The organism is Kitasatospora saccharophila (assembly GCF_039529925.1).
Taxonomy (GTDB): Bacteria; Actinomycetota; Actinomycetes; order Streptomycetales; family Streptomycetaceae; genus Kitasatospora; species Kitasatospora saccharophila.
The window spans coordinates 1-11,562 of sequence record NZ_BAAANS010000116.1 but is presented as its reverse complement, the minus strand read 5'-3'; the positions used below and the strand labels follow the sequence as shown (position 1 = coordinate 11,562).

Annotated in this window: 11 protein-coding genes and 1 pseudogene; 7 read left to right on the top strand and 5 right to left on the bottom strand. The window is 73.6% G+C overall.

Going from position 1 to position 11,562, the window contains the following annotated elements; genetic code table 11:
• The 4 genes from ABD345_RS39065 to ABD345_RS39050 all read left to right on the top strand — a co-directional run.
• Positions 1-723, top strand: a 723-nt coding sequence (locus ABD345_RS39065) for a Rossmann-fold NAD(P)-binding domain-containing protein (protein ID WP_486327101.1), incomplete at its 5' end; no start/stop codon positions are given.
• A complete protein-coding gene (locus tag ABD345_RS39060; RefSeq protein ID WP_344559438.1) occupies positions 720-2,345 on the top strand; it encodes an AMP-binding protein in 1,626 nt (541 codons plus the stop codon). The genes ABD345_RS39065 and ABD345_RS39060, both read left to right, overlap by 4 nt.
• A gap of 58 nt (positions 2,346-2,403) precedes the next feature.
• On the top strand, positions 2,404-3,702 hold the full coding sequence (locus ABD345_RS39055; protein ID WP_344559436.1) for a pyridoxal phosphate-dependent aminotransferase: 1,299 nt from the start codon (positions 2,404-2,406) through the stop codon (positions 3,700-3,702).
• Complete coding sequence (locus ABD345_RS39050; RefSeq protein WP_344559434.1) at positions 3,699-4,598, top strand: fumarylacetoacetate (FAA) hydrolase; 900 nt, start codon at positions 3,699-3,701, stop codon at positions 4,596-4,598. The genes ABD345_RS39055 and ABD345_RS39050 overlap by 4 nt, the downstream gene beginning before the upstream one ends.
• Here the strand turns inward: ABD345_RS39050 and ABD345_RS39045 are convergent.
• Positions 4,574-4,990 (bottom strand): MerR family transcriptional regulator, encoded by a 417-nt coding sequence (locus ABD345_RS39045; protein WP_344559432.1) that lies wholly within the window; start codon positions 4,988-4,990, stop codon positions 4,574-4,576. The two genes, ABD345_RS39050 and ABD345_RS39045, sit on opposite strands and share 25 nt — an antisense overlap.
• Positions 4,991-5,054: 64 nt before the next feature.
• Here ABD345_RS39045 and ABD345_RS39040 point away from each other — a divergent pair, with 64 nt between their 5' ends.
• Positions 5,055-6,263, top strand: coding sequence for an MFS transporter (locus ABD345_RS39040; RefSeq protein WP_344559430.1), 1,209 nt, complete (start codon positions 5,055-5,057; stop codon positions 6,261-6,263).
• Positions 6,264-6,409: 146 nt separating this feature from the next.
• Here the strand turns inward: ABD345_RS39040 and ABD345_RS39035 are convergent, their stop codons facing one another.
• Positions 6,410-7,108, bottom strand: coding sequence for a response regulator transcription factor (locus ABD345_RS39035; RefSeq protein ID WP_344559428.1), 699 nt, complete (start codon positions 7,106-7,108; stop codon positions 6,410-6,412).
• A gap of 158 nt (positions 7,109-7,266) precedes the next feature.
• Between ABD345_RS39035 and ABD345_RS39030 the strand changes: the two genes are divergently transcribed.
• Positions 7,267-7,866, top strand: coding sequence for a TetR family transcriptional regulator (locus ABD345_RS39030; RefSeq protein ID WP_344559426.1), 600 nt, complete (start codon positions 7,267-7,269; stop codon positions 7,864-7,866).
• Positions 7,867-7,916: 50 nt separating this feature from the next.
• Here ABD345_RS39030 and ABD345_RS39025 read toward each other — a convergent pair whose 3' ends face one another.
• A complete protein-coding gene (locus ABD345_RS39025; protein WP_344559440.1) occupies positions 7,917-8,651 on the bottom strand; it encodes an SDR family NAD(P)-dependent oxidoreductase in 735 nt (244 codons plus the stop codon).
• Positions 8,652-8,919: 268 nt separating this feature from the next.
• Positions 8,920-9,549 (bottom strand): ScbR family autoregulator-binding transcription factor, encoded by a 630-nt coding sequence (locus ABD345_RS39020; protein WP_344559424.1) that lies wholly within the window; start codon positions 9,547-9,549, stop codon positions 8,920-8,922.
• Between the two features lie 122 nt (positions 9,550-9,671).
• Between ABD345_RS39020 and ABD345_RS39015 the strand changes: the two genes are divergently transcribed.
• Positions 9,672-10,643, top strand: coding sequence for a ScbA/BarX family gamma-butyrolactone biosynthesis protein (locus ABD345_RS39015; protein WP_344559422.1), 972 nt, complete (start codon positions 9,672-9,674; stop codon positions 10,641-10,643).
• A 448-nt stretch (positions 10,644-11,091) separates the two neighbouring features.
• Here the strand turns inward: ABD345_RS39015 and ABD345_RS39010 are convergent.
• A pseudogene (locus ABD345_RS39010) lies at positions 11,092-11,562 on the bottom strand (hypothetical protein); the annotation flags it as partial.

Sequence of the window (11,562 nt, the reverse complement as noted above, 5' to 3'; positions counted from 1 at the left end):
GCCCCCGACATGCCGATCGACTGGCGCACCTACTACGAGCCGCTGATCGACTGCACCGGGCACGGCGTCGGCGTCGCCGCCGTCACCGCCCTGGAGGGCGGCCACCGCACCGGCCCGGCCCGGGTCGTGGTGCAGGGCTTCGGCGCGGTCGGCCGCGCGGTCGCCCGCTTCCTGGAGGACCGCGGCCACGTCGTCGTGGGCATCGCCGACGTCCAGGGCACCGTCAGCGCGGACCGGCTGCCGGTCGCCGACCTGGTCGAGATCACCGACGAGTTCGGCCGGATCGACCACTCCCGGCTCCCGCAGGGCGTCACCGTCTCCACCGCGCCCGACGCCTGGCTCGACGTCGACGCCGACCTGCTGGTCCTGGCCGCGCAGAAGTACGCGCTGAACGACGAGAACGTCCACCGGCTGCGGGCCGCCCTGGTGGTCGAGGGCGCCAACCTCGCCTCCACCGCCGAGGCCAAGGAGAAGGTCGCCGCCGCCGGCGGCGTGCTCGTCCCCGGCGTGATCGCCAACATCGGCGGCGCCGGCTCGGCCGCCCTCGCCGTCACTCGGATCGTCCCGTTCGAGCTGTCCGACGCGGCCCGCAAGGACTGGGTCTTCGACTGGGTCGCCGAGCGGGTCCGGCGCAACACCCGCGACCTGCTGGACATCGCCGCCTCCCGGGCCGGCAACCCGCTGCCCGAGCTGCTGGACGCCCGCCGGAAGGAACTCCGGTGACCCGGGCGGGGGCCGCCGACCGGATGGCCGAGTACCGGCGGCGCGGCTGGTGGCGCGACCAGACCTTCCTGGACGACCTGCGCCAGCAGGCCCGGGAGCGCCCGCACAAGCTCGCCATCGCCGCCCGGCGCCTCGACGAGGCCCGCACCGACACCCTCGACTACGCCGAACTCTCGCGGCTCACCGACCGGTTCGCCGGTGCGCTGCTCGACCTCGGCGTCCGGCGCGGCGACGTGGTCGCCGTCCAGCTCCCCAACCGGTGGGAGATGGTGCCGCTGATGTTCGCCTGCATGGCGGCCGGCGCCGTCATCTGCCCGATCGCCCCGGTCTGCCAGGAGGAGGAGCTGCGCCACCGGCTCGCCCTCACCGAGGCCAAGGTGTGCATCACCCTGCCCGAGTGGGACGGCTACCCGCTGGCCGCCGCGGTCTGCGAGCTGCAGTCCGAACTGCCCCTGGAGCACGTCGTGGTGGTCGGCGGGCACGCCCCCGACAAGGCGGTCGACTTCGCCGACCACTTCGTCTCCACCCACTGGGAGAAGCACGCCATGGGCGACCTGGAGGGCCGCCAACTCCGGCCCGACGAGCCGTTCGTGGTGCTGTTCACCTCCGGCACCACCGGCTTCTCCAAGGGCGTCGTGCACAGCCAGAACACCGTCCACTCGGGCGTCCGCGGCTACGTCGACACCTTCCTGCTCCGCGACGACCTGGTGGTCGCGGTCACCACGCCCCTGGTGCACTACTCCGGCTTCGGCCAGGGCGTGCTGGCCGGCGTGATGCTGGGCGGCACCGTCGCCTTCCAGGACGGCCCCGACCACAGCGGCCTGCTGGACCTGGTCGAACGCTACGACGCCACCCTGCTGTACGGGCCCCCGCCCACCCTCTCCGGCATCGCCTCGGCCCAGCGGGCCGACCCGCACGACGTCTCCAGCCTGCGCCACACCGTCACCGGCGCGGCCCCCGTGCTCCAGGAGCTGGTCGACGAACTGCGCGACACCTTCGGGGCCCGGACGTACTCGGTCTGGGGCATGTCCGAGTTCGGACCGGTCACCATCAGCCGCCTCGACTACAACCAGGACTGGGCGGCGCACAGCCACGGCCGGCCGATCGACTCCATGGAGATCCGCATCGACATGTGCCACGACCCCGACGTCCGGGCCACCGTCGGCCGGCTGCGGGTGCGCGGCGCCTCCCAGGCCCTCGGCTACTACAAGCAGCAGGAGGCGTTCGACTCCGAACTCACCGGCGAGGGCTGGTTCGACACCGGCGACGTGGCGCGCGACGACGGCCGCGGCGGCATCCGGATCCTGGGCCGCGCCAAGGACACCATCCTGCGCGACGGGATCGTCGTCCCGATGGCCGAGCTGGAGGCGATCATCTCCCGCCACCCGCAGGTCGCCGACATCGCCCTGGTCGGCCCCTCCGGGCAGGTGGACGACCCGATCCTGGCGTTCGTGGTGCCCCGCAGGGGGGCCGAGCCCACGCTCAAGGACCTCCACGCCCACCTGCGCGAGCACGGCCAGGACCCCCGGTTCTACCCCGAACGCCTGGAACTGCTCCCGGAGTTGCCGAAGACCCTGACCGGCAAGGTCCGAAAGATGGAGCTCCGGCAGAAGTACGCCTGAGCCCCGCCGCCCCTCCCGACCCCGACCACCCGTCCGCGCAGCGACCCTGGAGCAGACCATGCCACAACCCGTGCCGGTGACCGTCTCGGCGACCCTCGCCGCCGACGAGGCGCTGGCCCGCCGACGCAGCGCCGGGGAGGCGGTCGTCCCCCTCGCCAGCGGCGAGATCGGACTCCCCGTCCTCCCCGAGCTGCGCGAGCGGCTCGCGGGAGCGGCCGGCCTGAACGCCTACGGCCCCGTCGCCGGAAGCCCGGAGCTGCGCGCCGCCGCCGCCGGCTACTGGCGGCGGCGGGGCCTGGACGCCGACCCGGACCTCGTGGTCAGCGGACCCGGCAGCAAGCCCCTGCTGTTCGCGCTGATGCTGGCCGTCGGCGGCGACGTGGTGATCCCGGTCCCGAGCTGGGTCAGCTACGCCGCCCAGGCCGCGCTGGCCGGCGGCCGGGCGATCCCCGTGGCCACCAGGCCCGGTGAGGGCGGCGTGCCCGACCCGGAGGCGCTCCGCGCGGCGGTGCGGAGCGCCAGGGCACGGGGCCGCGACCCGCGGAGCGTGGTGGTCACCCTGCCCGACAACCCCACCGGCACCGTCGCGAGCCCCGGCACCGTCCGCGAACTGGCCCGGGCCGCGAGGGAACTGGACCTGGTCGTGATCTCCGACGAGATCTACTGCGACCTCGTCTTCGACCCCGCCGACCGGGCCGTCTCGCCCGCCGTCCACGCACCCGAACGGACCGTCGTCACCACCGGCCTGACCAAGAACCTCGGGGTCGGCGGCTGGCGCACCGGAGTGGCCCGCCTCCCCGACGGGCCGCTCGGCCGGGACCTGCACCAGCGGCTGGTCGGCGTGGCCAGCCAGGTCTGGTCGAGCACCGCCGCACCCGTCCAGGCCGCCGCCGCCTACGCCTTCGCCGAACCCCCCGAGGTGCTCGCCCACGTGGCCGCCAGCCGGCGGCTGCACGCGACGACGACCCGGGCGGTGGCCGCGCTGTTCGCCGCCACGGGCGCCGAGCTCACGCCCGTCCGAGCCACCTGCTACCTCTACCCCGACTTCGAACCGCTGCGCGCACGCCTGGCCGACACCCACGGCGTCCGCGACGGCGCCGGGATCGCCGCCCTGCTCGCCGAACGGCACGGCGTCGTCCTGCTGCCCGGCAGCGCCTTCGGCGAACCCGACACCTCCCTGCGGGTCCGGGCCGCGACCAGCCGCCTGTACGGCGAGGGCGACGCCGAGCGGGCCGCCGCCCTGACCGCGCCCGACCCGCTGCGACTGCCCTGGATCCGGGACTCCCTGGACCGCGTCAAGGCCGCCCTGACCGATCTCGTGGCCGACCGGCCGCCAACCCGAGGAGAACTCTCATGACCGTCGTCGTCTTCGAGTGCGAGTACAAGGGCCTGCGCTACGCGGGCCTCGGCCTCCCGGTGCCCGGCCGGCCGCACACCCTGCACCGGGTCGCCGAGGACACCCTGCGCGCGGCCGTCCTGGCCGGCGGCCCGCAGGCGGTGGCCGAGGCGGTGACCGCCGACCCCGAGACCGTCACGGTGGCCGTCGACGACCCCGAACTGCGCCTCCTGCCCCCGCTGCTGCCCACCGCCGGCAACGACTCCCTGGTCAACGGCTTCATGGGCACCCACCGCTCCAAGTTCGACCGCGCCCCGGCGCCCGACGAGGAGTTCGTCGCCCCCAACTACTACCTCAAGGGCTCCGGCTCCTGGCTGCGGCTGCCCGGCGAACCCCTGGTCACCCCCGCCGAACCGGTCTGGCTGCTGGAGGAGCCGGAGATCGCGCTCGTCCACGTCAACGACGAGGACGGCAACCCCCGGTACGCCGGCTACACCTTCGGCAACGACCTCAACGACATCGGCGTCCACCTGCAGAACAAGTGGGCCTGGACCCCGTACGCCAAGCTCTGCGAGACCTCCGTGACGCCCTGGCTGTTCCTGGACGAGCCGCCCCGGACGGTGACCGGCCGGGTCACCGTCGAGCGGGACGGGGCCGCCGCCTGGCAGGGGGACTTCTCCTGCGGCCTCGACTCGCTCTTCCAGCGGGTCGAGGACATGACGGCCCACCTGTTCGCGCACCCGCTGCTGCGCCGCCCCGGCCTGGTCAACTACCTGCTGCTCGGCGCGGACAAGGCCACCTACCACGACGGGTTCCGGATCGAGGACGGCGACCGCCTGGTCCTCGACGTGACCAGCCACGGCGTCGTGCTGGACAACACCGTCCAGTACGGTCAGGCCGTCGCGGCCAGGTCGTAGGCCGCGGGTGCGGCGGGGGTGCCGACCGGCTGCTGCTGGAGGCGCCGGGCGGTGTCGAGGTAGCCGGAGATGGCCCGGTGACCGCGGGTCAGGCACTCGATGCGCTCGGCCAGCCGGTCGCGTTCGCGCTCCAGCGTGGCGATGGTCTCCGGGGTGGCGCCGGAGATGTGGATGACCTGGGTGGTCAGGCACGGGAGGATCTGCCGGATGACCCGGGTGGGAAGCCCGGAGTCGAGCAGCCCCCGGATCTGCAGCACCCGGTCGACGCACCGTCCGTCGTACACGCGGTACCCGTTCGTCGAGCGCTCGGGGACGAGCAGTTCCTGCTCCTCGTAGTAGCGCAGCAGGCGGCGGGAGACGCCAGTGCGCTCGGAGAGTTCTCCGATCCGCATGTGACCAGCCTCATGTCTCATCGTCTTGACATTCACATCTATGTGAGGATTCGAGGATAGCACCATGTCAACTTCGCAAACCGAGCTCCGCTCCGATCAGGCTCCCGCGCCCGACGGCGGGAAGCTCCCCTGGTCGCCGCTGCTGGCCCTGGGCACCGCCGCCTTCATGGGCATCCTGACCGAGGCGCTTCCCGCGGGCGTGCTCCCGGAGATGGCCCACGACCTGTCCGTCAGCGAGTCCGCCGCCGGCCAGTCCCTCACCATCTACGCGATCGCCACCGGCATTTCGGCGATCCCGATCTCCAAGGCCACCGCCGCCTGGCGGCGCAGGCTGCTGCTGCTGGTCTCCGTCCTGGTCTTCGCGGTGGCCAACGTCGTCACCGCGGTCTCCTCCAACTACCCGCTCACCATGGTGTTCCGCTTCGCGGCCGGTGTCGCCGCGGCCGTGGTGTGGGCCGAACTCGTCGGCTACGCGCGGCGGTTGGCGCCGCCCCATCTGCAGGGCCGGGCGATCGCGATCACCATGGCGGGCATCCCGCTCGCCCTGTCCCTGGGCATCCCGGTGGGCACCTTCCTCGGCAAGGTGTTCGGCTGGCGGCTGACGTTCGGTCTGGTCACCGTGGTCTCCCTGCTGCTGGTGGTGTGGATCCTCGCCTCCGTCCCGGACTACCCGGGCAGCCGGCCCGGGCAGCGCGAGCCGATCCTGAAGGCGCTGCGGCTGCCCGGCGTGGTGGCGGTCCTGTTCGTCGTCGCCGCCTACGTCCTGGCGCACAACATCCTCTACACCTACATCGCCACCTTCCTGGACGAGTACGGCATGGGAGGCTCCCGCGACGTCATCCTGCTGGTCTTCGGCCTCGCCTCCATGGTCAGCATCTGGATCACCGGAGCCCTGGTCGACCGCAGGCTGCGGGCCCTGACCATCGGCAGCACCGCGCTCTTCATCGTGGCCTCCGTCCTGCTCGGCGTCCTGGCCACCAACAGCTTCACCGTCTACCTGGCGATGGTGCTGTGGGGCCTGGGCTGGGGCGGCGTCGCCACCCTGCTGCAGACCGCCGTCACCGACGCGGGCGGCGACCGCGGCCAGGCGCTGCTGGTCACCACCTGGAACTCGTTCATGGCGGGCGGCGGCGCGGTCGGCGGCATCCTGCTGACCGCCCTGGGCCCGACGTCCTTCCCCTGGTTCGTCCTCGCCCTGCTCGCCCCCGTGCTGCTGGTCGTGCTCGGCGGCCGTTCGCACGCCTTCCCGGTCGAGCGACCCGGCGCGGTCTGAGGCCGGGGCCGGAACCGGTGGAACGCGGAACAGCCCCTGGGACCACGGCTTTCGGGCCGTCGGTCGCAGGGGCCGTCCGTCGTACGGGGCGGTGCTCCGCGGTGCGGGGCGGTACGTGGTGCGGGGCGGTGCCGTGCGCCGAACCGTCAGCCGAAACCCATCCGGTAGCCGACGCCGCGCACCGTGGCGATCCAGGTGCCGGCCCCGAGCTTGGACCGCAGGTTGCTCACGTGGGTGTCGATGGTGCGGCTGGAGTCCGGCCAGTCGGTGCCCCAGACCCGGGACATCAACTCCTTGCGGGAGAGCACGTTCCCCGGGTTGACCGCGAGGACGTGCAGCAGCTCGAACTCCTTGGCCGTCAGGGTCACCGGCACGCCGTGCACCCGGACCTCGCGGGTGCGGCCGTTGATGTGCAGTTGGTCGATCGAGATCACGTGGTCCGGTCCGGCGTGCGGGTAGGCCCTGCGCAGCAGGGCCTGGATGCGGGCCGTCATCTCGCGCGGGCTGCACGAGGTGACGACGCAGTCGTCGGCCCCGGCGTGGAGCGCCAGGACCCGGTCCAGTTCGGTGTCGTGGGCGGTGAGCGAGATGATCGGTTTGTTCCCGGCCCCGCGGATCTGCCGGCAGACCTCCAGACCGTCGATGTCGGGCAGGTCGAGGCCGAGCAGGACCAGGTCCGAGTGCTCCTGTCGTCGCAGGGCCTCGGCCCCGGTCTCGACGCTGCTGGCCGCGTACCCCTGCCGGCGTAAGTGGTGCACCCGTGTCTCCGCCGCCGATGCGTCGTGCTCGACGACGAGCACACGGACCGTCAGGGCGTCCTCCGTTCTCAGGGTGGCCCCGTGCATCATTGCGTCCCCTCGTGCGCCAGTTGGGTGTTCCGGTGGTGGGGCACCATGTCGCCCCCTAGGCCAAATAAATAATAGTCTCTTTTTTTTTAAAATCATAGCCGCGCCTGGTAGCTTCGCGTGGGTGAACGAAGGACCTGGCGGCTGGGGAGGGCCATGTGACACAGGAGAGGGCTGCACGAACCCGACAAGCCCTCGTCCGCGCGGCGGCGGGGGAGTTCGACCGCGGGGGGTACGCCGGATCCTCCCTCGCGAGGATCAGCAAGGCGGCCGGGATCTCGATGGGGGCGCTGACCTTCCACTTCCAGACGAAGGAACAACTGGCCGCCACCGTCCGGGCGCAGGGGTACGCCATGACCCGGACGGTGGTGCAGCAGGTGGGGCGCGGGCAGGAGGTGCCGGTGCACTCGGTGGTCTCACTGACCCTCGCGCTGGCCGAACTCCTCGAACAGGAGCCGGTGGTGCGCGCGGCGGCCCGGCTGACCAGGGAGCGCTCCGGGACGGGGCCCGACTGGACGCTGGCCTGGGTGCCGGACCTGCGGGAGCGGTTGGACCGCACCGTCCGCGACGGATCCGTCGACCTGCCCGACCAGGAGGCGGTCGCCACCCTCGCCGCCCACCTGGTGATCGGCGCGGAGGCGGACGCCCGCCGCCTGGCGGAGCGCGGACTGCGGCCCGGCGGCTGTCCCGTCGCCCGGCTCTCGGCCGTCTGGGACCTCATGCTGCGCGGCATCTCCGTTCCCCGCAAAGGCGGTTGACACGCTCCGTCGGCCCGGGTCCGGCGGGACCCGGGCCGACGGGAACGGCCCTAGACCGCGCTGCTGCCGCCGTCGACGGGCACCGCGCCCCCGGTGACGAACGAGGACTGGTCACTGAGCAGCCACAGGGCCGCCCGCGCCACCTCCACCGGCTCGGCCAGCCGCGGCTGGATGGCCCGGGCCGTGGCGGCCAGCTCCAGCTCCGGGACCTTCCGGATGGCCTCCTCCATCAGCTCGGTGCGGGTCGACCCGACCATCAGGGCGTTGACCCGGATGCCCCGCCGCCCGTACTCCGCCGCCGCGGCCCGGGTCAGACCGAGCACCGCGTGCTTGGCCGCCACGTAGGGCGAGACCGCCCCGGTGGCGAACAGGCCCGCGGTGCTGGACGTGTTGACGATCGCCCCGCCGGAGCCCTGCCCCAGCATGACCGGGATCTGCTGCTTCAGGCAGTTCCACACGCCCCGGACGTTCACCTCCATGATCCGGTCGAAGACCGCGTCGTCGGTCTCGTGCAGCTCCGAACCGAGCGTCCCCCAGCCCGCGTTGTTGAACGCGCCGTCCAGACCGCCGAACGCCTCGGTCGCGGTGGCGACGGCCCGGGCGACGTCCCGGGCCAGGGTGACGTCGCCGACGCACGCCTCGGCCCGGCCGCCCCCGGCCCGGATCTCGGCGACCAGCGCGCCCAACTGCTCCGCCCTGCGGGCCATCAGCACCACGGCGGCCCCCTCCGCGGCGAACAGCCGACCGGCCGCCGCCCCTATCCCGCTGGAAGCCCCCGTGACCATGATTCTCTTCCCGCTCAGCGAGCCCTGGCCCAGTTCCATGTGTGTGTCCCTCCCGAGTCCCGGTGCAATGGAGTTCGTCGTGCCCTGTACGGCGGTGCTCAGTCGAACGGGTGGAGCGAGCGTGCGGGTCCCGCGCCGCGGCCGCCCGGCCGAGGGTGGCGCGCCGCGGGCGCTCCGTGCCGGGTGTCGTGCGGTGCGGTCGGTGCGGTGCGGTGCGGTGCGGTGCGGGGCGGTCGCCGGGCCGCGGGTCAGGCGAACCGCACGCGGCTCACCCGGCCCGCCCGCGGGACTCGTCGATCGAGATCCGGCTGAGGGCGCTCGGCACCGCGATCGCCGGCAGCAGGCACTGCCACATCTCGGCCACCCGGTTCGGCAGGTCGGTGTGCACGGTCTCGACGTACGAGTGCATCTGCGCGCCGGTGCACGCGTTGACCACCAGCCGGGCCACCGCCTCGATGTCGGTGCTGGCCTTCAGCTCCCGCCGGGCCTGCGCGGCGCGGAGGTTGTCGGCCATGATCGACGTCCACTGCTGGTGGGAGTTCTCCTCGCGCGGGACGAACTGCTCCTGCTCCCAGACCAGTCGGGCGCCCGCCCGCAGGAAGGGGTCGACGGGCAGCTGGTACGCCCAGGTGAGGGTGACGTCGATCGCGTGCTGCAGGCCCTGGGAGGAGTGCGGCGGCACCACCAGTTCGGGCTGCCGGGAGACGATGTGCCGGGCCAGTTCGTCCTTGCTGCGGAAGTGGAAGTAGACGGCGCCCAGCGTCACTCCCGCCCGGTCGGCGATCTTCGAGACGCTCGCCCCCGCGAAGCCGAGCTGCCCGAACACGTCCGCCGCGGCCTCCACCACCATGGCGCGGGTCCGTTCCGCCCGCTCCTGTTTGAGCTCTCGTCTCGCCATCCTGTGCCTCCGTCGGTCTTTACCAAAAGAGAAGTGTTCTTTATTTTATGGCGCAGAGGCAACGGGGGCCAAGTCACTTGCCCCGGTCCATGATCGGCAACCCACTCTGGGGGGAATCTCGCATGGCACCGAACAGCACCGCCACCTGCGGCACCGCCGCCGCCGTCATCGTCCTGCCCGAACCACCCGAACTGCCCGAGCCGTTAGACATGTCGGCGATGGTCCGCAAGGCGATACCGGACGAAGCCCTGGTCACCGGCTGGAGCCCGGTCTCCGACGACGCCCAGCGGGTCATCGCCGAGTGGCCGACCGAGCACGCCTTCTACGTCCAGGACGGCCGCTACAGTCCCTTACTGGTCGTCGAGAGCGTCCGACAAGCACTGGCACTGTTGACCCACTCCTTCCACCACGTACCGCTCGGCCACCGCCTCGGCCTCGAACGCCTGCGGGCCGCCGTCGACCCCGCGGCCCTGGCCGTCGGATCCGAACCCGCCACCGTCAGCCTGCTGATCACCCACCCCGAGGTGAAGCGCCGCAGGCTCGGATCGCTGCACTGCACCTCCCGGATCGAGGTCCACCGCGCGGGACGCCCCGTCGGCAGCGCCGAACTCGCCTACACGACCTACCCGCCCGCCCTGTACGACCGCCTGCGCGGACGGTACGCGGACGCCGCCCGGGCCTTCGCCCAGGCCCTGCCGCTCACCCCGCCGGTGGCCGCCGACCTGGTCGGCCGCCACCTGGAGCGGGACGTCGTCCTCAGCCCGACGGCCGCGGAACACCACTGGCAGCTACGGGTCGACCCCGGCCACCGGATCCTCTTCGACCACCCCCACGACCACGTGCCGGGCATGGTGCTGCTCGAAGCCGCCGCGCAGGCCGGACGGGTCGTCGCCGGCACCCCGGTCCTGCCCGTCGCCTTCGACGCCCGCTTCTCCCGGTACGTCGAGTTCGACCGGGCCTGCCTGCTGACCGCCGAAGCGCTACCGGCCGGACCGGCCGACCAGGAGGGGACCGGCCGGGTCCGGGTCGACGCCACCCAGGACGGCGCCGCCGTCTTCTCCGTCACGGTCACCACCAGGCCGCAGTACGGCTGACGCCCCGGCCCCCGCCGCGCACCGCCGGCACCGGCGGCGGTGCGCGGCCCGCGTCCGGACCGGCACGGCACGGCCCGGACGCGGGCGATCGGGGCGGGGTGCGGCGCGGTGTCCCGGGGGTCGCGGGCGGAGGCAGCCGGGGCCTCGCGGTGGTCAAGTCGGCTGGTGCGGACCCCCGTTCGCGTCGGACCCCGTTCGCGTCGGACCCCCGGCGCCGAGGAGGTCATCGCCTCCCCGTGCGGCAGCGCCGGCCGGAACGGCAGCAGCACCGCCCCCGGCGGCAGCTCCACCTCCCGCAGCACCGGCTGCCGAGGCCCCCGGCCGGGACCGCGCGCCCCCGGCCGGGACCGCGCGCCCCCGGCCGGGACCGCGCGCCCCGGACGGCCCGGCGGCGGGCCCCCGCAACGGCCGAACCGCCGATCGGGTGTCCCGCGGGCACCGTTCCGGCCTACTCTCCGGCCAGCAGCCGCCGCTTGGCGAGGGCGAACTCCTCGGCGGTGAGCGCGCCGTCCAGGTGCAGCCGGTGCAACCGCCCGATCCGGTCGGGCAGGTCGGCGCCGTCCTGCGGGGCGTCCGGGTCGTCGAGCTCGAACCGGACGTCGGTCGGCGCCCCGGGCAGGAACCGGACGGTGCCCGTGCCGCCGGGGCGGGGCCGGGAGTGGGCCGGGAAGGAGACCGGGCGCTCCGCCTCGTGCGCGACGCCCCCGGCCTGGTAACGGACCGTCAGGACGGCCCAGTAGCAGCCCTCGTGGTTCGGCTCGGCGGAGATCCGGTCGACCCGGACCACGGTGCCCCGCACCGTCTCGCCCTCGGTGCGGATCCGCCGCTCCAGCAGCGCCGCCGCGCCCTCCTCCGCCCGGTCCGCCAGCCACCACCGGCGCGAGTGCCGGGCGGCCGGCACCGCGCCCGCCGCCGCCCC